Source organism: Pseudomonas gorinensis (assembly GCF_042015035.1).
In the GTDB taxonomy this organism is placed as follows: domain Bacteria; phylum Pseudomonadota; class Gammaproteobacteria; order Pseudomonadales; family Pseudomonadaceae; genus Aquipseudomonas; species Aquipseudomonas gorinensis.
Window position 1 is genome coordinate 2,253,694 of record NZ_CP167125.1, and the last position, 25,769, is coordinate 2,279,462.

26 protein-coding genes are annotated in these 25,769 nt (G+C 61.0%); 12 read left to right on the forward strand and 14 right to left on the reverse strand.

The features are described from left to right. Positions 1-12: 12 nt before the first annotated feature. The gene (locus AB7933_RS10330) at positions 13-669 is read left to right on the forward strand and encodes a thiopurine S-methyltransferase (RefSeq protein WP_024074235.1); all 657 of its coding nucleotides are present in this window, start codon (positions 13-15) and stop codon (positions 667-669) included. A gap of 58 nt (positions 670-727) precedes the next feature. Here AB7933_RS10330 and htpX read toward each other — a convergent pair whose 3' ends face one another. Further along, on the reverse strand, positions 728-1,615 hold the full coding sequence (gene htpX / locus AB7933_RS10335; protein ID WP_024074236.1) for a protease HtpX: 888 nt from the start codon (positions 1,613-1,615) through the stop codon (positions 728-730). 303 nt (positions 1,616-1,918) lie between these two features. Continuing rightward, complete coding sequence (locus AB7933_RS10340; RefSeq protein ID WP_024074237.1) at positions 1,919-3,130, reverse strand: pyridoxal phosphate-dependent aminotransferase; 1,212 nt, start codon at positions 3,128-3,130, stop codon at positions 1,919-1,921. A 201-nt stretch (positions 3,131-3,331) separates the two neighbouring features. Between AB7933_RS10340 and msrB the strand changes: the two genes are divergently transcribed. The 3 genes from msrB to AB7933_RS10355 all read left to right on the forward strand — a co-directional run bounded on the left by msrB (position 3,332) and on the right by AB7933_RS10355 (position 4,796). Continuing rightward, positions 3,332-3,724, forward strand: a complete 393-nt coding sequence (msrB, locus tag AB7933_RS10345) for a peptide-methionine (R)-S-oxide reductase MsrB (protein WP_024074238.1) — start codon at positions 3,332-3,334, stop codon at positions 3,722-3,724. A gap of 125 nt (positions 3,725-3,849) precedes the next feature. Further along, positions 3,850-4,335, forward strand: coding sequence for a glutathione peroxidase (locus AB7933_RS10350; RefSeq protein WP_024074239.1), 486 nt, complete (start codon positions 3,850-3,852; stop codon positions 4,333-4,335). Continuing rightward, positions 4,332-4,796: a MarR family winged helix-turn-helix transcriptional regulator gene (locus AB7933_RS10355; protein WP_024074240.1), complete on the forward strand. Its 465-nt coding sequence runs from the start codon at positions 4,332-4,334 to the stop codon at positions 4,794-4,796. The genes AB7933_RS10350 and AB7933_RS10355 overlap by 4 nt, the downstream gene beginning before the upstream one ends. Here the strand turns inward: AB7933_RS10355 and AB7933_RS10360 are convergent. After that, positions 4,777-7,086, reverse strand: a complete 2,310-nt coding sequence (locus AB7933_RS10360) for a hybrid sensor histidine kinase/response regulator (RefSeq protein ID WP_041160875.1) — start codon at positions 7,084-7,086, stop codon at positions 4,777-4,779. The genes AB7933_RS10355 and AB7933_RS10360 overlap by 20 nt on opposite strands. A gap of 170 nt (positions 7,087-7,256) precedes the next feature. On the opposite strand from AB7933_RS10360, the gene AB7933_RS10365 reads away from it, so the two are divergent. Further along, positions 7,257-8,147, forward strand: a complete 891-nt coding sequence (locus AB7933_RS10365) for an ATP-binding protein (protein WP_024074242.1) — start codon at positions 7,257-7,259, stop codon at positions 8,145-8,147. Beyond that, the gene (locus AB7933_RS10370) at positions 8,144-8,626 is read left to right on the forward strand and encodes a GAF domain-containing protein (RefSeq protein WP_024074243.1); all 483 of its coding nucleotides are present in this window, start codon (positions 8,144-8,146) and stop codon (positions 8,624-8,626) included. Before AB7933_RS10365 ends, AB7933_RS10370 begins: the two co-directional genes overlap by 4 nt. A gap of 39 nt (positions 8,627-8,665) precedes the next feature. On the opposite strand, the gene AB7933_RS10375 is transcribed toward AB7933_RS10370, so the two are convergent. The 8 genes from AB7933_RS10375 to AB7933_RS10410 all read right to left on the reverse strand — a co-directional run bounded on the left by AB7933_RS10375 (position 8,666) and on the right by AB7933_RS10410 (position 17,452). Further along, entirely contained in the window at positions 8,666-12,301 is a 3,636-nt protein-coding gene (locus AB7933_RS10375; RefSeq protein ID WP_041160876.1) for a transporter substrate-binding domain-containing protein, read from the reverse strand. Positions 12,302-12,309: 8 nt separating this feature from the next. Beyond that, positions 12,310-12,933, reverse strand: coding sequence for a response regulator transcription factor (locus tag AB7933_RS10380; RefSeq protein WP_024074245.1), 624 nt, complete (start codon positions 12,931-12,933; stop codon positions 12,310-12,312). Between the two features lie 241 nt (positions 12,934-13,174). Next, complete coding sequence (locus AB7933_RS10385; RefSeq protein WP_024074246.1) at positions 13,175-13,576, reverse strand: response regulator; 402 nt, start codon at positions 13,574-13,576, stop codon at positions 13,175-13,177. Positions 13,577-13,749: 173 nt separating this feature from the next. Beyond that, a complete protein-coding gene (locus AB7933_RS10390) occupies positions 13,750-15,081 on the reverse strand; it encodes a deoxyguanosinetriphosphate triphosphohydrolase (protein ID WP_024074247.1) in 1,332 nt (443 codons plus the stop codon). 71 nt (positions 15,082-15,152) lie between these two features. After that, positions 15,153-16,316: an EAL domain-containing protein gene (locus AB7933_RS10395; protein ID WP_024074248.1), complete on the reverse strand. Its 1,164-nt coding sequence runs from the start codon at positions 16,314-16,316 to the stop codon at positions 15,153-15,155. Positions 16,317-16,406: 90 nt separating this feature from the next. Next, entirely contained in the window at positions 16,407-16,748 is a 342-nt protein-coding gene (locus AB7933_RS10400; RefSeq protein ID WP_024074249.1) for a hypothetical protein, read from the reverse strand. After that, a complete protein-coding gene (locus AB7933_RS10405; RefSeq protein ID WP_024074250.1) occupies positions 16,745-17,134 on the reverse strand; it encodes a phage holin family protein in 390 nt (129 codons plus the stop codon). The genes AB7933_RS10400 and AB7933_RS10405 overlap by 4 nt, the downstream gene beginning before the upstream one ends. A gap of 3 nt (positions 17,135-17,137) precedes the next feature. Then, positions 17,138-17,452, reverse strand: a complete 315-nt coding sequence (locus tag AB7933_RS10410) for a DUF883 family protein (protein WP_024074251.1) — start codon at positions 17,450-17,452, stop codon at positions 17,138-17,140. Positions 17,453-17,798: 346 nt separating this feature from the next. Here AB7933_RS10410 and AB7933_RS10415 point away from each other — a divergent pair, with 346 nt between their 5' ends. Continuing rightward, complete coding sequence (locus AB7933_RS10415; RefSeq protein WP_041161126.1) at positions 17,799-19,007, forward strand: ammonium transporter; 1,209 nt, start codon at positions 17,799-17,801, stop codon at positions 19,005-19,007. On the opposite strand, the gene AB7933_RS10420 is transcribed toward AB7933_RS10415, so the two are convergent. Continuing rightward, positions 18,994-20,730: a cation:proton antiporter gene (locus AB7933_RS10420; RefSeq protein WP_024074253.1), complete on the reverse strand. Its 1,737-nt coding sequence runs from the start codon at positions 20,728-20,730 to the stop codon at positions 18,994-18,996. The two genes, AB7933_RS10415 and AB7933_RS10420, sit on opposite strands and share 14 nt — an antisense overlap. Before the next feature lie 401 nt (positions 20,731-21,131). Between AB7933_RS10420 and AB7933_RS10425 the strand changes: the two genes are divergently transcribed. From AB7933_RS10425 to AB7933_RS10435, 3 genes are all read left to right on the forward strand, one after another. Next, on the forward strand, positions 21,132-21,368 hold the full coding sequence (locus AB7933_RS10425) for a glutaredoxin family protein (protein WP_024074254.1): 237 nt from the start codon (positions 21,132-21,134) through the stop codon (positions 21,366-21,368). A gap of 74 nt (positions 21,369-21,442) precedes the next feature. Next, complete coding sequence (locus tag AB7933_RS10430) at positions 21,443-21,778, forward strand: hypothetical protein (protein WP_010565034.1); 336 nt, start codon at positions 21,443-21,445, stop codon at positions 21,776-21,778. Positions 21,779-21,850: 72 nt separating this feature from the next. After that, on the forward strand, positions 21,851-22,741 hold the full coding sequence (locus AB7933_RS10435; RefSeq protein WP_041161128.1) for a pseudouridine synthase: 891 nt from the start codon (positions 21,851-21,853) through the stop codon (positions 22,739-22,741). A 54-nt stretch (positions 22,742-22,795) separates the two neighbouring features. Here the strand turns inward: AB7933_RS10435 and AB7933_RS10440 are convergent, their stop codons facing one another. Next, complete coding sequence (locus tag AB7933_RS10440; protein WP_024074256.1) at positions 22,796-23,017, reverse strand: YgdI/YgdR family lipoprotein; 222 nt, start codon at positions 23,015-23,017, stop codon at positions 22,796-22,798. Positions 23,018-23,096: 79 nt separating this feature from the next. Then, complete coding sequence (gene mobA / locus AB7933_RS10445) at positions 23,097-23,699, reverse strand: molybdenum cofactor guanylyltransferase MobA (protein WP_024074257.1); 603 nt, start codon at positions 23,697-23,699, stop codon at positions 23,097-23,099. Between the two features lie 76 nt (positions 23,700-23,775). Between mobA and moaB the strand changes: the two genes are divergently transcribed. Further along, positions 23,776-24,315, forward strand: a complete 540-nt coding sequence (gene moaB, locus AB7933_RS10450) for a molybdenum cofactor biosynthesis protein B (protein ID WP_024074258.1) — start codon at positions 23,776-23,778, stop codon at positions 24,313-24,315. Then, entirely contained in the window at positions 24,299-25,525 is a 1,227-nt protein-coding gene (gene glp / locus AB7933_RS10455; RefSeq protein ID WP_024074259.1) for a gephyrin-like molybdotransferase Glp, read from the forward strand. The genes moaB and glp overlap by 17 nt, the downstream gene beginning before the upstream one ends. The last annotated feature ends 244 nt before the right edge of the window (positions 25,526-25,769 follow it).

The following is a 25,769-nucleotide window of genomic DNA, read 5'->3' on the forward strand; positions in this document are numbered from 1 at the left end:
TCAGGGTGATTTATGGAGCCTACATTTTGGCGGGAGCGCTGGGCGCGCAATCAGATCGGATTTCACTTGCCGCAGGTCAATCCACATCTGCAACGGCATTGGCCGCAACTGGGCTTGGCGGATGGAGCAAAAGTGTTGGTGCCGCTGTGTGGCAAAAGCCTGGACCTGGTGTGGCTGGCCAGCCATGGGCACCCCGTGCTGGGGGTGGAGTTGTCGGAGCAGGCGGTGCAAGCCTTCTTCAGCGAGCAGGGGCTGACGCCACGTATCAGCCAGCATGGCGTGTTCAGCGTGTATCAGGCTGATGTGATCGAGGTGTGGTGCGGCGACTTCTTCGCCCTCGATGCTGAGGCCGTGGCCGATTGCTGCGCGCTCTATGATCGCGCGGCGTTGATTGCACTGCCGCCGCTGATGCGGGCGCAATACACCGAGCATCTCAATCGCCTGCTGGGTTCGGGCTGCAAGGGGCTGCTGATCACCCTCGATTACGATCAGACGCAAAAGGCCGGCCCGCCCTTTGCGGTCACCGATGAAGAGGTGAAAGTATTGTTGGGCGCACATTGGACCTTGGACATCCTCGAGGAGCAGGACATCCTGGGCGATAGCTGGAAGTTCGTTCAGGACGGCGTCACGCGCCTTGAAGAGCGTGTCTACCGCCTGACCAAGGGGTAAATCGCACGCACAAAAAAAGGGGCGATCAGATCGCCCCTTTTTGCGTGACTGCGGGTTATCAGCCGCGACGACGCAGTGCGTCGATCCGCTCTTCCAGCGGCGGGTGGCTCATGAACATGCGTGCCAGGCCCTGCTTGATACCGCCGTTGATGCCGAATGCGGTCAGGCTGTCCGGCATATGCACCGGCAGGCCCTGTTCGGAGCGCAGGTGTTGCAGGGCTGCGATCATCGCCCCGGTACCGGCCAGGCGGGCCCCCGCTTCGTCTGCGCGGAATTCGCGTTTGCGCGAGAACCACATCACGATCGCGCTGGCCAGGAAGCCCAGCACCACTTCGGCGAAGATGGTCGCCACGAAATAGGCAATGCCACGGCCTTCTTCGTTCTTGAAGATCACCTTGTCGACAAAGTTGCCGATGATCCGCGCGAAGAACATCACGAAGGTGTTCACCACGCCCTGGACCAGCGCCAGGGTGACCATGTCACCGTTGGCCACGTGGCCGATCTCGTGGGCCAGTACCGCCTTCACTTCATCGTACGAGAAGCGTTCCAGCATGCCCTGGCTCACTGCAACGAGCGCGTCGTTCTTGTTCCAGCCGGTGGCAAAGGCGTTGGCTTCATAGGCCGGGAAGATCCCGACCTCGGGCATCTTGATGCCTGCCTCGCGGGACAACTGCTCAACGGTTTGCAGCAGCCATTGCTCGTGGCGGGTACGTGGCTGGGTGATGACCTGGGTGCTGGTGCTCATCTTCGCCATCCACTTGGAAATGAACAGCGAGAACAGCGAGCCGGCAAAACCAAAGACCGCACAGAAAATCAGCAGCTGATTGAGGTTCAGATCAACCCCGTTGGCCGCCATGAACCCGTTGAAGCCGAAAAGGCTCAGGGTGATGCTGGCAATCAGCACGACCGCCAGGTTAGTGGCCAAGAACAGCAGGATGCGCATCATGGTTGTAGAGTTCTCCTCATGCTTAATATGTCGCGTACTGCGGGGTATATAAGGTGCGGCCTGGGGTGATTCAACCGAGCGACTATTTCAAACTGTGTCCTACAGCCTGAATGTAAAGCCTTGAAAGGATTTTCCGACAAGAAATCTCGCATGTTATCGGTCTCCCATCCCCTTGCCGCCCTGTAATTACAGGGGGTAGATGCTTTGCAGGGGGCAACGAACCTGCCGGGGAGAATGAAGGCAAAGAAGTGTTGCCAGATAATCGCTGTACGACCGAATGCCGGTCGTACAGCGCCATGGCCCTTACTGGCGATAGGACTTGAGGAAGTTGCCGATACGACCAATGGCCATTTCCAGGTCATCCACACGCGGCAAGGTCACCACGCGGAAGTGATCCGGCCACGGCCAGTTGAACGCTGTGCCTTGCACCACCAGCAGCTTTTCCGACAGCAGCAGGTCGAGTACGAACTTCTCGTCGTTGAGAATCGGGCAGACCTTCGGGTCGATCCGCGGGAAGGCATACAGCGCGCCCATTGGCTTCACGCAACTGACTCCTGGGATATCGTTGAGCAGTTCCCAGGTGCGGTTGCGCTGTTCAAGCAGGCGGCCCTGGGGCAATACCAGGTCGTTGATGCTCTGGTAGCCACCCAGCGCCGTCTGGATCGCATGCTGGCTCGGTACGTTGGCGCACAGGCGCATATTGGCCAGCATATCGATGCCTTCGATGTAGCTCTGGGCATTGTGCTTGGGACCGGAGATGGCGATCCAGCCGGAGCGGAAGCCCGCCACGCGATAGGACTTGGACAGGCCATTGAAGGTCAGGCACAGCAGGTCCGGCGCCAGGGACGCGGTGCAGATATGCACGGCGTCGTCGTAGAGGATCTTGTCGTAGATCTCGTCGGAGAACACTACCAGGTTGTGTTGGCGTGCGAGTTCGAGCATGCCCTGCAACACTTCCCTGGAGTACACCGCGCCAGTGGGGTTGTTCGGGTTGATGATCACCAGGGCCTTGGTGTTCGGGGTGATCTTGGCCTTGATGTCGGCCAGGTCCGGGAACCAGTCGGCGCCCTCGTCGCACAGGTAATGCACCGGATGGCCACCGGCCAGGGTCACCGCAGCGGTCCACAGCGGGTAGTCGGGCGCTGGCACCAGCACTTCGTCGCCGTTGTTGAGCAAGGCCTGCATCGACATCACGATCAGCTCGGACACGCCATTGCCCAGGTAGATGTCTTCAATGCCAACACCTTCGACCTGCTTCTGCTGGTAGTACTGCATGACCGCCTTGCGCGCACTGAACAGTCCCTTGGAGTCGCTGTAGCCTTGGGCGGTGGGCAGGTTGCGGATCACATCCTGGAGAATTTCGTCCGGTGCTTCGAAACCAAAGGGCGCCGGGTTGCCAATGTTCAGCTTGAGGATGCGATGGCCTTCCTCTTCCAGGCGCTTGGCGTGCTTGAGCACTGGGCCGCGAATGTCGTAGCAGACGTTGGCGAGCTTGTTCGATTTGCTGACCTGCATGGCGATGTGATCCTGAAAATGAACGATCCAGACGGTGCGGAGCCTACCGTGCCGGGAATCCTGCGTTGGTGCACCCATAAATACGTTTGAATGCCGCTAACGCGGGTGCCAGACTGGCGTGTTGAAGAGGCGCAATCATACGTGCCGCCTGGTTCATGGAAAAGACACAGATCAGGCTTTTTAAGTTGCCGAGGTGTATCGATGGAAAAGTTGCAAAAAACGGTTGAAGAGTGGAAGGCAATGCTCGATCCAGAGCAGTACAACGTGTGCCGGCTCAAAGGCACCGAGCGGCCTTTCAGCGGTAAGTACAACGACACCAAGACGGACGGCGTGTACCACTGCATATGCTGCAATGAGCCACTGTTCGACTCCAAGGCCAAATTCGACTCCGGGTGCGGCTGGCCGAGCTTTTATGAGCCGATCGCCGACAGCGCGATGATCGAGATCCGCGATGTCAGCCACGGCATGATCCGCACCGAAGTCACCTGCGCCAAGTGCGATGCGCACCTTGGGCATGTGTTTCCCGACGGTCCGCCGCCGACGGGCCTGCGTTATTGCATCAACTCGGTGTGCCTGGACCTGGTGCCACGTTGAGCGTGAGGCGTCCCTGTGATGTCGGCAGGGACGATCTATGGCGAGGTATCAGTCCGATCAATTAAATTGCACGCAATTGAATTGAGCGCTATGTTTTCGCTTCTCTCCCGATTCGAGGCACTGCCATGAGCGACAACCTGCTGAGTATCCCTTGCACCACCATCAAGGGTGAGCAAAAGACCTTGGCCGATTACGCCGGCAAGGCCATCCTGGTGGTCAATACCGCCAGCAAGTGCGGTTTTACCCCGCAGTACAAGGGGCTGGAGCAGCTTTGGCAGACCTATAAGGACAAGGGCCTGGTGGTGCTGGGGTTCCCCTGCAACCAGTTCGGCAAGCAGGAACCGGGCAACGAAGGCGCGATTTCCGAGTTCTGCGAGCTGAACTTCGGCGTCAGCTTTCCACTGTTCAAGAAGATCGATGTCAACGGCAGCGCGGCCCATCCCCTGTTTGTGCAGTTGAAAAAACAGGCGCCGGGCCTGCTGGGCTCCAAGGGCATCAAGTGGAACTTCACCAAATTCCTGATCGGCCGCGACGGTCAGGTCGTCAAGCGCTTTGCCCCGACGACCAAGCCGCAGGACTTGACCCAAGAGATCGAAGCCCTGCTCAAATGACTGGCGTACCTTCCGTGTCCCTGGCCCTGGACGACCAGCTGTGTTTCAAGCTCTACGCGGCGTCGCGGGCGGTGACACGCGCCTACAAGCCGATGCTGGACCAGTTGGGCCTGACGTACCCGCAATACGTTGTGATGCTGGTGCTGTGGGAATGGCATGACGCAGCGGCGACCCAAGCCACGGTCAAGGCCCTGGGTGAGCGCCTGATGCTCGATTCGGGCACCTTGACGCCGTTGCTCAAGCGCCTGGAGCAGCTTGGCGCCGTGAAGCGCCAACGCAGCCTGCGCGATGAGCGTGAAGTGCATTTGAGCCTGAGCGAAGCCGGGGTGCAATTGCGCGGCCAGGCCCATCAATTGAAAACCCGATTGCTGTGCGACAGCGGCGTCGACCTCAACCAGGCCGACGCCCTGCGCGACGGCCTGGACCAATTGCTGGCTCAGATCAGAGCGTTGTCGCCTTAGGCACCCACAGGTCCAGCAGGGCGTTGAGTTCTTCCCGGCGGAACGGCTTGGCCAGGTAATCATTCATTCCCGCGGCACGGCAACGCTCGCGCTCCTCCGACAGCGCGTTGGCCGTCAAAGCGACAATGGGCAGGTCTGGCCAGCGTCCGCTGCGGCGAATCTGCCGGCTGGCTTCGTAACCGTCCATCACCGGCATGTTGCAGTCCATCAGCACCATGTCGAAGGGGCGCTCTTCGAGGCACTTGAGCGCCTCGCCACCATGGGCGGCGACGATCACTTCGCAACCCAGCTTGCTCAGCATGCCCTTGGCCACCAGTTGATTGACCGGGTTGTCCTCCACCAGCAGGATCCGCGCGCGGTTTGCAGGCGGCGTGGCGTCGAGCGGGATGGACTCAAGGATCAGTTGTGGATCACTGCGCAGGTTGCGTTGCAGGATCTGGTACAGCGCGGTACGGCTCAACGGGCGAGCCTGTTGCTGTAATGGCGCCAGCGCCGCGACTTCTTCGCTGGGCATGAAATTGCCATAAGCGGTCACCAGCAGGATCGGCGCCGTGATCGCCGGCCGCAGGCGAAACAGGCACTCCGGGCAGTCGGTGATCAGCAGGTCCGGGGCTTGCCCGCTCAAATCATCATCCAGGGCACGACAATGGGCGGTCAGCCCCCAGTGGGGCAGCAGGGTAGTGAGCAGTTCCGTCAGGCCGCTGCCGGCGTTGGTAATGACCAGCACTTCACCTTTGAGCGGCGGTTGCCGGGTGGCGGGCAAATGGGCTGGCAGGGGCAGGTCGGCGCAGAACTGGCTGCCAAAGCCGACCTCCGAACTGATGCTCAACCGCCCCTTCATTGCCTCGCACAGGTTATGGGTCAGTGCCAGGCCCAGGCCGGTGCCGCCAAACTGCCGGGTAATCCCCGCGCCGGCCTGGGTGAACGGTTGGAAGATCTTGACCTGTGCGTCCTGGGCAATGCCGATACCGGTATCGCATACATCAATTTTGACCCGGCCATCGTGGGCGCTGAGGCGAACATCCACACGGCCAAATCGCGTGAACTTGAGGGCGTTGGACAGCAGGTTACTGACGATCTGCCGCACGCGCGTCGGATCGCCGAGCACCTGGGCCGGAAACTGCGGGTCGATCAGGCACGTCAGTTCGACACTGGGCGCGGCGTTCTGCGACAGCAGGTTGGCGGTGTCTTCCACCAGCGAGCCCAGGTCGAAGGGGATGCGTTCCAGCTCCAACTGGCCGGCGTCGAACTTGGACAGGTCGAGAATATCGTTGAGCAATTCCACCAGTACTTTGCCGGAGTCGTGGGCGATCGACAGTTGTTGGCGCTGTTCGGCGGTCAGCGGGCTGTCCAGGGACAGTGCGATCATGCCCAGCAAGCCATTGAGCGGTGTGCGGATTTCGTGGCTCATATTCGCCAGGAACGCCGCCCGCGCCTGGGCCATGTTCAGGGCGGTCAGCTTTGCCGCCTGCAGTTCCTCGTTGGACTGGCTCAGGCGCTGGTTGCTGGCCTTGAGCTCAAGGGTGCGGGCGGACACGATGTCCTCGAGTTGCCCCAGATACTCGGTGAGACGGTCCTCGGCGTGGCGACGCTGCTGTATCTCGGTTTCCATGTTTTCGAATTGCTGGTTGGCGACGTTGACCAGCACACCGATTTCATCGTGTTCATGCCCTGGCGGGCAGTCCAGGCGTGCCTGTTTACGGGTGCTCAGCTCACGAATGATGCGCACCAGGGGCTGGGTCAGCATGGTGTAGAACAGGCCCAGCAAGATCCCCGTCAGCAGCAGGCTGCGCGCGAAGCCGTTGAGCAAGGTGATTTCGGCGCGACGCAGGAAGCGACTGCCAAAAGCGTAGGTGTCAACGTCCAGGCGCAACACGCCCAGGGCTTCGTTGGGCATATGGCTGAGGAAAAGGCGGTCTTCAAACTGGCGGTTGGCGCCGAACAGGAAGTCGCTGAAGGGCCGATACGGGCTTTCCTTGCGCGGTCGGTCGACGTCGGCCAGCACCACGCCGTTGTTGTCGATCAACTGTGCGTGGATGATAGCGGGGGAATGCAACAAACCCAGGGTCAACTCCTGGGCCAGTTCGGCGTCAATGTTGTAGGCAATGCGAGACGCGGGGTTATGGCTGATTTCGATCAGGGAACGAATTTCACGGTTGATGGATGCGTCTTCGCTGGCATAATCAATGCCGATTTGGATAAGGCTGAGCAAGGTTCCCAAGACGAAACCGACCAGCACCGTCAATCTGGCTTGTTTATAAGACAAGCGGTGGGCGAACTTGATATCCATCGAGTGTTGAACCACTTCACGTGTCCCTTCGCCCGGCAAGCATAGCTGAACATCCACAGGCTCTGGCTTGCCCGGCACGAATCGTTAGGTTTTATGGGGGCAGCCCCCAGCAGTCAGCCGTAGGGTTGCCAATACGCCATCTTTTGCAAGAACTTGCCAGAGGAATAGTCGTGGATTCTCGATTGAATGCCTTTCTTGAGCGTGCCGACGCTGTGCTCGCTCGCCTGGAACCCTTGTTACCCGCTCCGCGCCAAACCATCGACTGGAACCAGTGCCTCGCCGCCCGGTGGCAGCGTGACGGTCGCAGCGGCTTTTTGCTGCCCCTGGACGTGAGCCTGGACATGCGCTTGTCTGACTTGATCGGCGTCGACAAGCAGCGTGAACAACTGGCGCGCAACACCCAGCAGTTTCTCGACGGCTTGCCGGCCAACCATGCGTTGCTGTGGGGGTCGCGCGGCACCGGTAAATCGTCCATGGTGCGTGCCTTGCTCGCCCAGCACGCCAAGGCCGGCTTGCGCCTGATCGAGATCGAACGTGATCACCTGGCTGACCTGCCGCGCGTGGTCGAGCAATTGCTCAAGTTGCCGCAGCGTTTCATCCTGTTCTGCGATGATTTGTCGTTCGAGGCTGGCGAAGGTGACTACCGCGTACTCAAGAGCGTGCTCGACGGCTCCCTGGAGCAGGCCCCGGAGAACGTGTTGCTGTACGCCACGTCCAACCGTCGTCACCTGGTGCCGGAAAACCAGAGCGACAACGACAATTGGAAGCGCGTGGATGGCGAGCTGCACCCCAGTGAAGCGGTGGAAGACAAGATCGCCTTGTCCGACCGTTTTGGCCTGTGGTTGTCGTTCTACCCGTTTTCCCAGGAACACTTCCTTAACGTGGTCGAGCACTGGATCGGTGAACTGGCGAACAAGGCCGGCTTGCCGTGGCAGCGCGATGAAGCCCTCGACATCCTCGCCGTACGCTGGGCCACCGGGCGTGGCAATCGCAACGGCCGGTGCGCGTATCAGTTCGCCCGTTACTGGGTGGGCCTTAAATTGCTGGAGCGTCAACCATGATCGATTTGCAACAGGCCGGTACCGGTCTGGATGGCTATGCCCTGTTGTGCGCGCAGCTGGAGTCGCTGTTGGCCGATGAGCGGGATTTCATCGCCAATAGCGCGCAGTTTTCTGCGTTCTTGTTCAACCAGCTGGACGACCTGAACTGGGCCGGCTTTTACTTCAACCGCAATGACGAATTGGTGCTCGGCCCGTTCCAGGGCCAGATCGCCTGCGTGCGTATCCCCTTCGGTCGTGGCGTATGTGGGGCGGCCGCGGCAACGCGGCAAACCCAGCGAGTGGAAGACGTGCACGCGTTCCCCGGGCATATCGCCTGTGACAGTGCCTCGAACAGTGAGCTGGTGGTGCCGCTGGTCAAGAACGGCCAACTGATTGGCGTCCTCGACCTCGATAGCCCTTCGCTGGCCCGCTTTACCGTGCAGGACCAGGCCGGTATCGAACAGTTGGCGGCGATTTTCCTGCGGTTGACCGACTGCTGATAGGTGGCGGCAGGCGCGAGCGGTCAAGCTCGCGTCTGCCTATCCCGATGAATTCAGGCTGTTGAGCTGCATGTGCAGCATTCTCTCCATTTCCAGCATGCATTTCTCCAGGGCCTTGATACCGGTTTCGATCACGCGGTGGTCATCGCCTCGGGCGCATGCCTGTTCCAGCGCTTCGCACTGACCGGCCAGCCCGACGGCTTGCACGATGCGGGCGGCGCCCTTGATCTTGTGGGCTTGCTCGATGATGTCCTGGGGCGAGGCCTGTCGAACCAACATCGCGACGAGTTCCTGGCGGTCATGGGCGCTGCTGCTCAATAACTCCTCAAGTAGGCGTCGACTCAACTGTGGGTCGCCTCCCGTCAGGGCATCGAGGCTGGTGAGGTCCAGCTGCATGGCCGGCCGTTGTGGCTCGATCTGCGCCAGTTGCCGCTCCAATGCCGTGAGGCTGATGGGCTTGAACAGGCAATCATTCATGCCCGCTTCGGCGCAGCGCAGTTTCTCTTCGGGCTGGGCATTGGCGGTAAAGCCCAGCACGACACAAGCGGGCAGTTGCTCTCGCTGCTCATATTCGCGGATCGAGCGGCAGAGCTCATAGCCGTTCATGATCGGCATGTTGCAGTCGGCGATGACCAGGTCGAAGTGTTCCTGGCGCCAGGCCTGGAACCCGGCCGCGCCGTGCTGGGCGGCGGTGAACTGATGGCCGAGGTAACCGAGTTGCTGGCACATCAGCAGGCGGTTTGCGGGGTGATCGTCCACCACCAGCACATTGAGCACCGGCGCCGGTGCCGCTGCTATGGGCTTGGATTCGTCCGCGGCCTCGACCGGCAGCAGGCGGTTCATCTTCAGGCTGACATGCACTTGGGTGCCCACCATCGGCACGCTGCTCAGGCTCAGTTGCCCGCCCATCATTGAACACAGGCTACGGCAGATGACTAGCCCAAGACCCGCGCCACTCCTGGCCAAGTGGCCGGAATTGTCGGCCTGGGCGAAGGGCTCGAACAGGCGTAGCTGGTCGTCCCGGCTGATGCCGATGCCGGTGTCCTCGACCACCAGCTTGAGCTCGACCTGCTGGGGCATTTCGGTGGCTTGAACGTCCACCTTGATCTTTACCTGGCCACGTTCGGTGAATTTGATTGCATTGCTCACCAGGTTGGACAGCACCTGCTTGAAGCGCAGTGGGTCGATCAGCACATCGGTGTCTTCGAGTTCAGGCTTGAACTCCAGCAACAGACTCAAGGTTTTCTGACGCGCCAGGCCGTCGAACACGCGGACCACCGATTCGATCACTTCCTTCAGGTTGACCCGCTCGGGGGCCAGGCTCAAGCGGCCGGATTCGATGCGCGCGATGTCGAGGATGTCGCCGATCAGCTCCAGCAAGTCCTTGGCCGAGTTGTAGGCGACCTCGATGGCCGGTCGATCGAGGTGACCCTGGTCGGCGCGCTTGAGGGTCAGCTCCAGCATGCCGATCACCGCGTTCATCGGCGTGCGGATTTCGTGGCTCATGGTCGCCAGAAACGTGCTTTTGGCCCGGTTGGCCTCGTCGGCCTGCTCCTTGGCGGCGCGTAGTTCATCGAACAGTTGGCGCCGTTCGCTGATGTCGATCCAGCCACCGATAATGCCTTGCACCTCACCGGTTGAGTCGCGGTAGGGCAGGATCCAGTGGTAGATCGTCAGTTTTTTTCCACGGATGTGCAGCGGGCGATCCAGGATCATTGGGTCGCCCTGTGCCACGACGCGCAAATAGTCCGCATGGTATTGCGCGGCCTCCGTTTCCAGCGCCGTACCGATCTGCACCACACTTTTGCCGATCACGTCCTCGCGCTTGGCGTCGAACACCTGCAGGTAGCTGTCGTTGCAGGTCTGCAGCAGGCCGTTGCGGTCGCGTACATAAATCGGGTGGGGCGTTTCGTTGACCAGCGCGCGCATGAACTCGAACTGATCGTTAAGGGCGCGCTCAGCCATTTGGCGGTGCTTGATCTGGCGACGCATGTAGGCGTTCCAGGTCAGGGAAATCAATAGCAACAAGCCGGTGCCGATGATGATCTGGGCGATCAAGTGGTGGTAATTGCGCCAGTAGCTGTCGGAGGCGGCGGTGTAGCCCCGCCAGCGACTGTTGATCACGCCCAGTTCATCCGGGGCGATGCTCAGCAGGGCCTTGTCGAGGATTGAACTCAGTTCGGTGGCATGGCGTGAGGTCGCCAGGGAAAAGGTGGCCGGAAGAGTGCCGATGCTGGTGCTGATTTGCAGTTTGTCCTGGAACATCGGCGATGACAGGAAATAGTTGGCGATCACCAACGAATTCACCGCACCCTCCACCTGGCCCTGGGCGAGCAGCTCCGAGGCTTTGAAGGTGTCACTGGTCTCCACCAGGCGGATCAGTGGAAAGTCCCTGCGCAGGACTGCATGCAGCGGGTTGCCCTGGGTAATCGCCAGGCGCTTGCCTGCCATCTGCTCCAGGTTCGAGGGCGCGCCGGGCTCTTTGCGTGTCAGCAGCACGTAGGAGTTTTCCAGGTAGGGCCGGCTGAAATCCAGTTGCGCTTCCCGTTCGACACTGGGCGTCATGGCCCCGATGATGTCGGCGTCGTGGTTGCTGACCTGTTCGATCATCGCGTGCACATCCCGCCCGCGCTGGATCTCGAAGCGCAGGCCGGTGCGCAGGCGGATCAGCTCCAGGAGGTCGGCGGTAATGCCGCGAAAATTGCCGTCCGCGTCGAAAAAGGTCAGGGGCGCGAAGGTTTCGTTCACCAGCACTTTCACCACGGGATGCTCTTTGAGCCAGCGCTCCTCGCGCGGGGTCAATTGCAGTTTCTTGTCGGTCAGCAAAATATCGCTGCCGGCGCTCCAGCGCTTGGCGATGCTCTCGCGTTCGTTGGTGGGCACGGCCGCCAGCACTGCGTTCACAATGCCCAGCAACACGTGCTGGTCCCGGCGCAGGGCAAAACTGAAGCCATAGGCTTCATGTTTGCCGAAGTTGGCCATGTGAATGTTCTTCAGGTAGCCCTTGTTGATCATGTAGTGGGTCGAGATGGTATCGCCGAGAAACACGTCTGCCTGGTCGAACGCCACCGCATTCAGGGCATTTTGATAAGAGGGATAGGTGCTGATGATTGCATCGGGGTACAGCTTCTCCACTTCGCTCAGGGGCAGGTAATGGTAGACCAGGCTCAGGCGCAGCCCAGCCAGGGCCTCGCTGAGGCTGCGTGTCTCACCCTCCCGAGTGACCAGCACCGGTTGATCCACGGCATAGGGGGCTGACAGGACCAGGTTCGGATTCGCGGCCTCGAAGCCGTTGGAGGAGCCCAACAAGTCAATCTCGCCTGCTTCGAGGGCCTGGATGGACTTTTCCCGTGACGGGTAGCGCATCACCTTGATCGGCAAGTCCAGCGCTTTGGCCAGCAACCCGGCGTAGTCGGCAGTCAGCCCTTCGTAGTCGCGACCACTGGAGGTGAGGTCGAAGGGCGGGTAGTCAGGTGCCGCAGTGCCTAACACCAGTTCGCGTTTGTTCTGTAGCCACTGCCGCTGGGCAGTGTCCAGTTGGGAGTCCAGTTGAACGCCGACTGCGCGACTCAACAAGGTGAAGTGTTCCGGTTCTGTTTGAACGGCGAGCACGGCGGTGCTCAAGCACATGCCTGCGCTCAATATGATCAAATAGTCCTTTATACGCCTGGGCATCCGCTTTCTCACACTAGCGCGTTTCGTTTTGCCAACTCGATAAGTTCTACCAAGGACTTGGCTTTGAGTTTTTGCATAAGCCTCTTTTTATAGGTGCTGACGGTCTTGTTACTTAGAAACATGCCTTTGGCGATTTCTTTATTGGTGCGGCCTTGTGCAAAAAGTTGCAAAACCATTAATTCCCGGTCATTAACGGCCTTGAACAGTTCCAGCTCTTCGGAATTACCTTCCGAGCCGCAAGCGTTCAATGCCTGGCTCGGGAAATAGTTATAACCCGATAATACCGCGCGAATCGCACTCAGCAATTCACTCAGGTCGCCCTCCTTGCACACATAGCCGTCGGCGCCAGAGCGCATACAGCGGGTGGCAAACAGGGTTGGGCATTGTGCCGTCAGGATGAGGGTTTTCATCGGGGTGTTCATGGCGTTGAAGCGGCAGAGTACTTCGAGGCCATCAAGTTTCGGAATACTGATATCCAGAATGATCAAATCCGGAAGGCATTCGCGAACCATTTGTATCGCATCACAACCATTATCCGTTTCGCCGACGACCTTATAACCTTCATGTTCCAACAACATTCGAATCGCCAGCCTGATAACAGGGTGGTCATCGATGATGAAAACTGTGTTCATAATCACATTCCATGCAAGTGCAAATAAAGCGGGCACATTAGCTCAGAAGCTGAGGAAGGAGCATGAAGCTCAAGGGGAATAGGTACAAAACAGGAAAAATCCTACATTAAAAAAGGTATCGTCTTACGAGTTGCTGAGGCTTTGTGGGTGTTTGTGTCTGAGCATGGGGAGCGACGGGGCTCCTGTCGCTGCCAATGTTTTAGTAGCCGGGTTGTTGTAAGTTTTTCTTATATGAACATGTTTAAATTCCTACATTTAGAGTGGCGGGTATCAAGTCAATCAGTTCGTCGCGGTTTAACGGCTTTGCCAAGTAACCCAGCAATGGCAAGTTACGTTGCAGGGCTTGGGTATTCAGGTTTTCCAGTTCGAGTGCGGGCAAGCCGCTGAGCAAGATGGCTCCCACGATAAAACCTCCGCGACTGGCGATTTCGACCAACTCCAGCCCTGGCAGGTCGGGCAGGCATTGGTCGCACAGCATCAGGTCGAAGGGCTGTTCGCACTGCGTCATCAGCCGGATCGCCTGTTCGGCGTTTTCAGCCAGGGTCAACCGGTCGAAACCGAAGCTGTTGAGCAGGCACTGGGTCGCCAGCAGCTGAAAAGGGTGATCCTCCACCAACAGGAGGCGAAGGCGATATCTAGGCATAAGAAGGGCACACGGTGAGTCAAGCGGCGATTGGGCGGGGCGTAGGAACGTCTCGCCATGCCCCCTAAGAGGGTGCGTGATTATTCATCGGCGGTTTGTACGAATTCGATCAGGCCGCTCTGTTCCCATCGTAGGGAGATTCTTTTCAGGGAACAGACGCGTGATCGAAAACATTATTGAGGGCTTGAGCGTCCGGTCATTTCCCGCGCCATCTCAGTGGCGTAGCTGTCGGTCATGCCGGCGATGAAGTCAATCATTCGCAGGAACGAGGCGTGCAGCGACCAAGCCGGATCCGGTGCGCTATTGCCGAGCAGATCGAGGATGCGTCGGTTCTTGAACGACGGCGTGCGCCCGCCATGTTGCTCAAGGGCTGCCCCACAGAAGGCGTTGAGGAGAATTTCCAGCGTGGTGTAGGCGCCGATTTCATGCAGGGTCTTGCGTTTGTCCTGGAAGATCTTCTTGCGCGCCATGTCTTTGGCATCCAACACGCAACGCTTGGCGGGGCCGTGCATATGCTCGACCAGGTCACCGGGCAGCATGCCTGCCAGCAAGGCGTCCTGCTGTTCGACAAAGGCCCGCGCCGCCGCATTGGTCAGGTGTTCGATGGCCTTGCCGCGCAGGATCGCCAGTTTGCGTCGGCGCGAATCCTGGGCGCCGAGTTGCCGATAGGTCTGCGGCAGGTCGTCGCCCACCAGGTCGAGGAGCAGCGACTCGACCTCGGCGTATTGCAGCAAGTCCATTTCCAGGCCGTCTTCCAGGTCGATCAAGGCGTAGCAGATGTCGTCCGCCGCTTCCATGAGGTACACCAGCGGGTGGCGGGCCCAACGTTGTTCTTCGAGTTGCGGCAGGCCGAGCTTGTGGGCGATCTGTTCGAGGATCGGCAGTTCGCTTTGATAGCAGCCGAACTTGTGCTTCTTGTAGCCCAACGAGTCCGCGTGGCGAGCGGTCCAGGGGTATTTCAGGTAGGTGCCCAACGTGGCGTAGGTCAGCCGGGTACCGCCGTCGAACTGGTGGTATTCCAGCTGCGTGAGTACCCGAAAGCCCTGGGCGTTGCCTTCGAAATTGAGGAAGTCGTTGCGCTCGGCCGTGCTCATGTCGTCCAGCCAGCCGCGCCCGGCCGCCTGCTGGAACCAATGGCGAATCGCATCTTCGCCGGAATGCCCGAACGGCGGGTTGCCGATGTCATGGGCCAGGCAGGCTGATTGCACCACCATGCCCAGGTCGCTCGGGTCGCACCAGTCGGGCAGGGCGCTGCGTAGCGTTTCGCCCACGCGCATGCCCAGTGACCGTCCGACGCAGCTGACTTCCAGTGAATGGGTCAGGCGCGTGTGGATATGGTCGTTGCTCGACACAGGGTGCACTTGGGTCTTGCGGCCCAGGCGGCGAAACGCGCCGGAGAAAATGATGCGGTCGTGGTCTTTGTGAAACGGGCTGCGGCCCAGTTCTTCCGGGCTGTGCAGCGGTTTACCAAGACGTTCGCGGGTCAGCAGGGTGGGCCAATCCAAGGCGGGTACTCTCCGTGCGGTGAATGACCCGCCCAGCTTCCCGGTTCCGCCTTGGCGGGGCAAGCAAAAATCTACAGGCCGGCCGCGTCGATATCGATCAACAGCAAGCGCTGGCCATTATCGAAGAATTGTCCGGCGGTCAGGCAATACTGGTTGGTGGTGGCATCGCGGTAGGTCGAGGACAGCGTCAGGCGCCGCTCCTCCCAGCCTTCAGCCAGCAGATGATAGAAGTATGGGCGCCACGACCAGTTGTGGCCCAGATAGCGGCTGTCGGCTTGCCAGGCGTCCTGGCGCCATTCGAAGTTGGGCGTCAGTTGGGTGCCATGGCGGTCGCATTGGTAAAAGCGCAACAACCATGGATAGTCCGGCAGTTGCGGCAGCTGGCTCAGTGGCGCCTGGCCCTGGGCCCAGGCTTGCAGGATGCTCATCAGCTCGGCCAATTGCCGGCGCAGTTGCATGACGCGCCCGCGCTCCGCCAGTTTCTGCTGGACGTACGCGGCACGCAGTTGGGCAAAGCGCGGCACGAAGGCATCGGTGGCAAACCAGTCCAACTGGGCCTGGGCGAACAGATAACCTTGCACATAACGCGAGCCACACTCCAGGGCGAAGCTCAACTGCGCCTCGGTTTCTACCCCCTCGGCGATGATCCAGCAGCCGGTTTTTTCCGCCATTTGCGCCAGGGCGCGCACCACTTCGCTGCTAGGGCCTCCGCGGGCGGCTTCCTGGAACAGGCGCATGTCCAGCTTGAGAATGTCCGGCTGCAAGGCCAGTACCCGGTCGAGCTGGGAATAACCAGCGCCGAAGTCATCGATGGCAATGCGCGCGCCGGCCTCGCGATAGCGCGCCACCACATCGGCCAGGCGCTGGATATCGCCGCCCAGTTCAGTGATCTCGAACACGATACGGGCCGGGTCGACGTCATGGGCTTTGAGCTGTTGCAGGCTGGGCAAGGCCTGGCCGACGCGCAAGCGGTTGATCCAGCGCGGCGAGATGTTCAGGCTGAGGAACCAGTCCTGCGGCACCTCATGCAGGCGGCTCAAGGCGTTGTCACGAATCTGCCGGTCCAGGCGACGCAATGCTCCGCCTGGGGTGCGCGGGTCGGCAAAGAGCGGGCCGACGGAGAGCAGGCGGCCATCAGCCTGGCGCAGGCGGCCGAGGGCCTCAACGCCGGCAATGCGTCCGGTGGCGGTGTCGATAAACGGCTGGAAGCAGGCGAGCGGTTGCCCGTCAATCACGGGGCCTCCTTAAAAGCGTTGGCGAAAAAAGACCCGGCCCTCGCAGGAGGGCCGGGTCGTTTCTGTTTGCAAGAATGCAGCCAGCAGGGCTCAACCTTTGCGTGAAGCGCCTTGCATGGCCAGTTTGATCAGTGGAATCAAGCCAGCGCCCAGTCGCACCAGGCGGGTCAGGCTACTGATGCTGCCGCCCTTGGCACCCTTGCCGGTAAAGAAGCCGATCAGCGTCACCGCCGCCACGCCCCACAGCGGCGCGTGCTTGATGCCGAGGCTGTCCTGCCAGTTATGACTCATGTTGCGCACCTTGGTCAGGGGCAGCATCAGTTGCTGGGACTCGTGGCGGATTTCCTGGCGGTGCATTTCCATGCGCAGGCGGATCAACGCCTTGCGCATTTCCCGACGGGTCGTGGAGGGCGGGATTTCATTCAGGCTCATGGCAACAGGCGCTCCCGATCATTGGCCAGCTCTTCGAGCGTGGCGTGGAACGGCGTGGACTCATCGAACACCGCTGCTTTCAGGCGCACGCCGCAAAAGGCTGCCGCCAGGGTATAGAACACGCAGAGGCAGACGATCCCGGTCAGGCGGTAGCCGGTGTCCCACACCAGGATCATCACCAGGGTCGACAACCCCACCAGCAACAACAGGGCAAACACCAGCGCCAGGCCGGCAAACAGCAGCAGGCTGACCGTGCGCGCCTTCTGTTCCTGCAATTCGATACCAAACAGTTCGACATGGCTGTGCAGCAAGCCCAGCACAGCCGCACCCAGGCGCCGTGAGGTAGAACTTGGGCCCGTTGACGAGCCGGATTCGCCGATAGACATGATTTAGCGCCTTGTAGCCAACAGGCCGATCAGAAAGCCCACGCCGGCGGCAATGCCCACCGACTGCCAGGGGTTGGCCTGCACGTAATCTTCCGTTGCCGTGACGGCGGCCTTGCTGCGCTCGCGCAGGGAATCTTCGGTCAGTTGCAGGGTTTCGCGGGCCTTGAGCAGGCTGTCGTGGATCTTGGCGCGCAGCTCGTCGGCCTGGTCGCCGGCCAGGATGGCGGTGTCGTCGAGCAACTTTTCGGTATCGCTGACCAGGGTTTGAAAATCCGCCATCAGTATTTCTTGAGCCGTCTTCGTCGTTTTGCTGGCCATGGTTATCTCCGTGAGTGGCTGATCTATGCGTGTGGTTTCGAGTCACCGGTGTCGGTGAAGGTTCATTGCAATTGTGTGGTACAGCTTTTGCTTTGCCTTGGTGCGCCTGCCCCTGGGCCTGCGCTGAATCTGGGCGGTCGGGGCTCAAGCCTACAAAAACCTTACCCAAAATAACTGAAACTCGCGGAAAAACCCTGTCGGGGATGGCCCGTTGTGCTGATCGCTGCGCTAAAGCGGTTCACACCCTCGCAAGAGGGGTGGGGCCGCTGGTGCCAATTTAGTGCGCGATTCGCTGGCTTGAACCGCTTTGGTGCTTTTTGCCTTTAATGCAGGCCTGCCAACCTCCATGGAAAATTTGCAAAGCGCGGTGGACACTCTTGTCCATAGCTCCAACACTCTGTTCATCCTGATTGGTGCGGTCATGGTCCTGGCCATGCATGCCGGTTTCGCCTTCCTCGAAGTCGGCACCGTGCGCCAGAAGAACCAGGTCAACGCCCTGTCGAAGATCCTCAGCGACTTCGCCATCTCGACCCTGGCCTATTTCTTTATAGGCTATTGGATCTCCTATGGCGTGAGTTTCATGCATCCGGCCGCGGTGATCAGTGTCGATCATGGCTATGGCCTGGTGAAGTTCTTCTTCCTGCTGACCTTTGCCGCCGCGATCCCGGCGATCATTTCCGGGGGCATTGCCGAGCGTGCAAAGTTCGCTCCGCAGTTGTGCGCGACGGCGTTGATCGTAGCCTTCATCTACCCGTTTTTCGAAGGCATGGTGTGGAACGGCAATTTCGGCCTGCAAGCCTGGTTGCTCGCGACCTTTGGTGCCCGCTTCCATGATTTTGCCGGGTCGGTGGTGGTGCATGCCATGGGCGGCTGGCTGGCGCTGGCGGCGGTGCTGTTGCTGGGGCCGCGCAATGGACGTTATCGCGAAGGGCGCCTGGTGGCGTTTGCGCCGTCGAGTATTCCGTTCCTGGCGCTGGGCTCGTGGATTCTGATCGTCGGCTGGTTCGGCTTTAACGTGATGAGCGCCCAGACCCTGGACGGGGTCAGCGGCCTGGTGGCGGTCAATTCGTTGATGGCCATGGTCGGTGGCACCGTGGCGGCCCTGGTGATCGGTCGCAACGACCCCGGCTTCCTGCACAACGGCCCGCTGGCCGGGCTGGTGGCGATCTGCGCCGGTTCCGACCTGATGCACCCGGTGGGCGCTCTGGTCACGGGGGTAGTGGCCGGTGGCCTGTTTGTGTGGTGCTTTATCGCCGCCCAGGATCGTTGGAAAATCGACGATGTACTGGGCGTGTGGCCGCTGCATGGCCTGTGCGGCGTGTGGGGCGGCATTGCCTGCGGCATCTTCGGCCAGGCGGCCCTGGGCGGTTTGGGCGGCGTGAGCCTGCTCAGCCAGTTGATCGGTACGGCCCTCGGCGTGGTCGTGGCGCTGGGCGGCGGCCTGCTGGTGTATGGCGTGATCAAGCACGTACATGGGCTGCGCCTGAGCCAGGAAGAGGAGTATTACGGCGCGGACCTGTCGATCCACAAGATCGGCGCAGTCAGTCAGGATTGATCGGCGCCTCTTCGTCAGTGCCCGGGTGCGAATAAAAGCCGTGCAGCAGGCGGTAGCGGTTATGTCGCACTTCATCCACCCGCGCCTGCACCTGATGGTCCGGCAGGCCCAGCAGGATCAAGGCGTGGGAGGCGAGCATCAGGCTCGACTCCAATAGCTCCGGCACCACTTCGCTGGCGCCGGCGGCTTTCAGCTCGGCCAGTTGGCTGTCGTCGCGGGTGCGCACCAGGATCGGTACCTGCGGGTTGATCCGGCGCGCCTCCTTCAGCACCGCCAGGGCCACATCGGTATTGTCCACCGCGATCACCACCAACCGCGCCCGCTCCAGGCCGACCGCGCTGAGCAAGGCGCCACGGCGGCAGTCGCCGTAGTGCACGCTGCTGTCTTCGGTGGCGGCTTCCTGCACCCGTTCCGGGTCATCATCCAGGGCGATGTAAGCCTGTTGTTCCCGACGCAGGAAACGCCCGATGGATTGGCCGACCCGCCCGTAGCCACAGATCACCGCATGCCCGTGCAATTGGGCGTTGAGCGCGGTGATGGCTTCCAGTTGTACTTGCTGGTTGGGTTTACGGTGCAGACGCAGGGCGATGGCCGGTGCGGCGCGCAACAGCAGTGGGGTCAGCAGCATCGAGCAGAAGGTCGCGGCGAGCAGCAGGCCGTTGAATTCATCGGGTATCAGCCGGCCCTGTTGCATCTGCGCCATCAATGCAAAACAAAATTCGCCGCCCTGGGCCAGGGCCAGGCCACTGCGCCAGGCGGTTTCGCTGTCGCTGCCACGCAGCTTGACCAGTGCGGCCACCACACACCCTTTGACCAGCATCAGCGTGAGGGTCAGGCCGAGGATCAGCAGGCTGTGGCTAAGGAACAGTTGCAGGTCGATCAGCATGCCGATGCTGACGAAAAACAGCCCCAGCAGGATGTCGCGAAACGGCCGGATATCCGCTTCGATCTGGTGCCGGTAGTGGCTTTCTCCCAGCAGCATGCCGGCCAGAAAGGCGCCGAGGGCAGGGGAGAGCCCAAGCAAATGGGTGAGCCAGGCCGTCAGCAGGACGATCACCAAGGCCAGCAGCACGAACAGCTCAGCCGAGTGGGAGGCGGCGACTTCATGGAACAGGCGTGGCAACAACCAACGGCTGGCGAGCAACAGGCCAATGAACAGCACCCCGGTCTTGCCCAGGGTCAGTGGCAGCGCCCAGTACCAGGCCTGTTCACTGCTGCCGGTAAACACCGGCACCAGCGTCAACAGCAGCACCGCGACCACATCCTGGAACAGCAACACGCCAATCGCATTCTGGCCATGGCTGCTGAAGATTTCTCCGAGGCTGGTCAGCTCCTTGCTGACGATGGCCGTGGAGGACAAGGCCAGCCCGGCGCCGAGCAACAGTGCGACGCCGGGCGCGAGCCCAAACCCCATCAACAGGCCTCCCAGCAGCATCCCGCAGCCCACTACCTGCAAGCTGCCCAAGCCAAACACCACGTGGCGCAGGGCGAGCATCTTGGTCAGGGAAAACTCCAGGCCCAGGGAAAACAGCAGGAACACCACGCCGAGTTCGGCCAGGTCGGGCAATGCTTCACTGTCATTCACCCAGTCGAGGGCGGTCGGTCCTACGGCCAGGCCCACGCACAGGTAGCCCAGCACCGGGGGCAATTGCAGCCGGCGAAACAGCGCAATCACCACTAGGGATGAGGCCAGAATGATCAGCAGGTTGGCGAACACAAGCATCTCCGTTGCGGGGCGAGCGGACAAAAGGCCGTGAGAGTGGCTGAGTCAGTTATAGGCCATGGTGATCTGGGTCAGGGTTTTATTGTGGTCGGCGGGCTTATTGTGGTCGATGAGCTGCCGTGGCAAGCGGGCCTATTGTGATGTTTGTGGCGAACGGGCTTGTTGTGGCGAGCGGGCTTGCCCCGCGTTGGGCTGCGTAGCGGCCCCAATAGAACCCCCACGTTCCCTCAGGCAGAAATACGGTGTTTGGTTTTGGGGCTGCTGCGCAGCCCAACGCGGGGCAAGCCCGCTCGCCACAGGCAGTTTGCTCAACGCAGTAAGCCTGCCACAACGGGCTGCCTCGCCACAGGTTTTCGTCAGGCTTAGAATGCTCGTCTACTTACTGATCAGGTCCATTCGTCATGCTTCCTGAATGCCAGCTGTTCGGCACCCTGGGTTGCCATCTTTGTGAAATTGCCGAGGCCGAAATCATTCCGCTCGTCGAACACGGGTTGCTGGTCGAGTTGGTTGATATCACCGACCCCGAAGACCTGACCGACGCCTACGGCCTAAGGATTCCGGTGCTTCGACGGGTAGATACCGGAGCTGAACTGGATTGGCCTTTCGACACTGAGCAGGTTGTCGCCTTCCTGCGCTGACGTTTATGCGATGGCGAGTTTCCGAATATTACGTTACTGTATGTTTGTACAGCGATTGAATAGAGGGAACGCCCGTGGTGAATGTTGAACAACTGAAAAGCAGCGTCAATCGCATGTCCGCCGATGTCGTGCGCGACGCGGTGAACGAGCTGCGCCTCGACGGCCTGGTCACGGAAGGCAAGACGCCGTTTAACAAAGTGCATTTCAATACCTGCTTTGCGGAGATCGAGGCGTTGTTCCAGCGCGCCGGTTACCACAAGCAGCTGGATGTGGTGGGTTACCAGGGCTTGCTCTACGCGTTGTACGACCCCGGCCGCTGGGAGGCGGTGGACGTGCTGCGCTGGCTCAAGGAGTTCACCGAGGCGGCCAGTGCCTCGCCGATCCTGCGCGCGGAATTGGCCAAGGCCTGAGATCCGCCCTAGGCTTGATCCCGCTCCATGCGGGATAATGCCGGCCTGTTTTTCCAGGTTTCGAGCATCGGCATGTCCACTTCCGGTTTTTCCGCGTCCCAGCACCAAGCCAGCACTTTGTATTTGCCTCCCGGCTCTTGGGCGACGGTCCTGGAGTGCCTGTGCGGGCATTTCCCGGCGATCAGTCGTGAACATTGGCTGGACCGCATTGCGCGTGGTCGGGTGCTGGATATCAACGGCCGCCCGATTCCGCTGGACCTGGCCTACAAGGAAGGCCTGTGCATCTATTACTTCCGTGAAGTGCCCAACGAAAAAGTGATCCCGGTGCAGGAAACCATCCTGTATGCCGACGAGCACTTGGTGGTGGCCGACAAGCCGCATTTCCTGCCCGTGACCCCGGCCGGTGAATATGTCGAGCAAACCCTGTTGCGTCGCCTGATTCGCCGTCTGGATAACCCGTCGTTGGTGCCCCTGCATCGCATCGACCGGCATACGGCGGGGCTGGTGCTGTTCTCGGCCAATCCCCACAGCCGTTCGGCCTACCAGCAACTGTTCCCCACGCGCCGGATCGATAAATTCTACGAAGCCATCGCCCCGGCCTTGCCGAACCTGGCCTTCCCCCTCGTGCATAAAAGCCGCCTGGTCGATGGCGAACCGTTCTTCCGCATGCAGGAAGGCGAGGGTGCCAGCAACACCGAAACGGCGGTTGAAGTGCGTGAAAAACACGGCGACTTATGGCGCTACGGCCTGTTCCCTGTGACCGGTAAGAAGCATCAGCTGCGCGTGCACATGACAGCGCTGGGGGCGAGTATCTGCAACGACCCGTTCTACCCAGAGGTGATCAAGGATGCCGTGGACGACTACGCCAACCCCTTGAAACTGCTGGCCCAGGGGGTGCGTTTTATCGACCCGGTCAGCGGTGAGGCGCGCAGTTTCCGCAGCCAGATCACCCTCCACTGGTAACCCCCGGAAACGACAAGGCCCGCACGCGGCGGGCCTTGGGTGCAAGCGCTGGGCTTACAGGTCTTTAACGGTGCGAACCTGGTCTTTGTTGATGCGGGTGCGCTTGCCGTCAAGCTGTTCGAATTCGTAGAAACCCGTATCTTCATTGTATTTCGGGGTGTCGACGGCCTGGATTTCGCGACCGTCATTCAGGGTGATCACTGTTGGCGAGGCGCAACCGGCAAGGGTAGCGAGGCCCAGTGCAAGCATGAGAGCGGCGATGGTCCGTTGAGTCATGAGTGTGTCTCCGAGAGAATTCTTTTTGAGTGCTGACTCTGTGACGTGTAAGGCGTCGACAAAGTTCCTTGTGCGAGGTTCATTCTGACACGCCAGGCTGCGTGTGTAACAGCGCGGGTGTGTTCAGGTTGGCCAGGCGCGGGTCATCGGGCGGGCAGTCCAACCCCACGCCACCCAGTTGCAGGAAGAGCTTGCGCGGACTGCGCTCACCGGCTTGCCAACCCCGTTCTACCTCGGTTTGCAGGCTGGTCGGGATGATGCAGATCAAGGGTTCCCAGAACTCACCGTGACGCACCATCACCGGCAGCTGTGGATGCTGTTGTGCAATCCTACGCAGGTCGGCGAGCAGTTGGGCATCGAGGTGCGGGACATCGCACGGCAAAACCAGCAAATGTTCATGGCGTGCGGCGGCTAATCCCGCGCGGACACCCGCCAGCGGCCCGGGAAAGTCCGGGCTGTCGTCATTCACCAGTTGGTCGGCGTAGGGCGCATACCGGTCCTGGTTGCGATTGCACGAGATGATCAGGTCGTCGGTCAGCGGCCGGACCAGGCGCTGCAAGTGCGCGATCAACGGCGCGCCGTGCCATTGGAGCAGACCTTTGTCCTGGCCGCCCATGCGTTGGCCGCGGCCACCGGCCAGCAGCAGAATCGAACAGGGCAGGGGCGAAGAATCATCGGGCATGTGGGTTCCGCAGCGGCAGGTAAATGGGGGCCTGTGATATAACATCGGGCTGTTCCTTCGACAACCGGACCGTGCCATGAAAGCCAAGGCAGATGCGCCCTTCGTACCCCTGAATATCGCTGTACTGACCGTCAGCGACACCCGCACCCTGGACACCGACACGTCGGGCCAGGTGTTCGTCGACCGCCTGATCGCCGCCGGCCACCACCTTGCCGAACGCGTGCTGCTCAAGGACGACCTCTACAAGATCCGCGCCCAGGTCGCCCACTGGATCGCCGAAGACGTGGTGCAAGTGGTGTTGATCACCGGTGGCACTGGCTTCACCGGTCGCGACAGCACCCCGGAAGCCGTGAGCTGCCTGCTGGACAAACAGGTCGACGGCTTCGGTGAACTGTTCCGGCAGATCTCCGTGGCCGATATCGGCACCTCCACCGTGCAATCCCGCGCCCTGGCCGGCCTGGCCAATGGCACCCTGGTGTGCTGCCTGCCCGGCTCTACCAACGCCGTGCGCACCGGGTGGGACGGTATCCTCGCCGAGCAGTTGGACAACCGTCACCGCCCCTGCAACTTCGTGCCGCACCTCAAGCAGGCCGAACCCTGTGAATCCCGTGGATAAGCCGGGCAAGACCGGTGCCCTGATGCCGGTGGAAGACGCGCTGCGGCAATTGCTGGACATGGCTGAAGCGGCACCGATCCGCGAGCAGGAAGTATTGCCCCTGGCCGAGTGCGACGGTCGGGTATTGGCGCAAGACATGGTCTCGACCCTCGACCTGCCGCCCTGGCCCAACAGCGCCATGGACGGTTACGCCGTGCGCCTGGCGGACTGGACGGGAGAGCCGCTGGTGGTGAGCCAGCGCATTTTCGCAGGGGCCGCGCCGCAGCCCTTGGCCCTGGGGACCTGTGCGCGCATCTTCACGGGAGCGCCAGTGCCCGAAGGCGCGGACTGCGTTGAGATGCAGGAAAACGCCGAGGTCCATGCCGATGAGCGCGTCAGCTTTACCCAGCCGCTGCACGTCGGCCAGAACATTCGCCCCCAGGGCCAGGAAACCACGGTGGGCGAACGGGTACTGTCCGCTGGCACACGCCTGGGCCCGATCGAACTGGGCCTGGCGGCGTCGCTGGGCCACGACTGCTTGAGCATCGTGCGCCGTGTGCGCGTCGGGGTGCTGTCCACCGGCGACGAATTGATCGAGCCGGGTTTGCCGTTGGGCCCAGGCCAGATCTACAACAGCAACCGCCGCGTGCTATGCAGCTGGCTCGAACGCCTGGGCTGCGATGTGATCGATGCCGGTATTCTTCCCGATGACCTGGAGCAGACGCGTACCCGCCTGGCGGGCCTGGGCCATGTCGACCTGATTCTGTCGACCGGCGGAGTGTCGGTGGGCGAGGCGGACTTCCTTGGCATCGCCTTGCGTGAAGAGGGTGAACTGGCCTTGTGGAAGCTGGCGATCAAGCCGGGCAAGCCGCTGACCTTTGGTCACTTCCGCGGCGTACCGGTGATCGGCCTGCCGGGCAACCCGGCATCGACCCTGGTGACCTTTGCCCTGTTGGCACGGCCTTACCTGTTGCGCTGCCAAGGTGTGGCAGAAGTTGAGCCGCTGCGTTTCGAAGTGCCTGCGGGCTTCACCTGGCCCAAGCCGGGCAACCGCCGCGAATACCTGCGCGGGCGCATCGAGCAGGGCCGGGCGATCATCTATCGCAACCAGAGCTCCGGCGTGCTGCGCAGCGCGGCGTGGGCGCAAGGGTTGGTGGAGGTGTTGGAGGGTACGACGCTGGAGATGGGGGACCGCGTCAATTTCATCCCCCTGAGCGAAGTCCTGAATTGACCTCAAGCTGAATGTCGACTTAGCGCTGTCGCGCAGTAACCATGGACCCCCTGTGGTGAACGGGTTTGCTGTGGTGAACGGGCTTGTTGTGGCGAGCGGGCTTGCCCCGCGTTGGGCTGCGCAGCAGCCCTAAAACCAGGCACCGCGGTGTGTCAGTTAAAAACACATCGCCTGCAATGGGGCTGCTTCGCAGCCCAACGCGGGGCAAGCCCGCTCGCCACAACAAACCCGCTCGCCACAACAA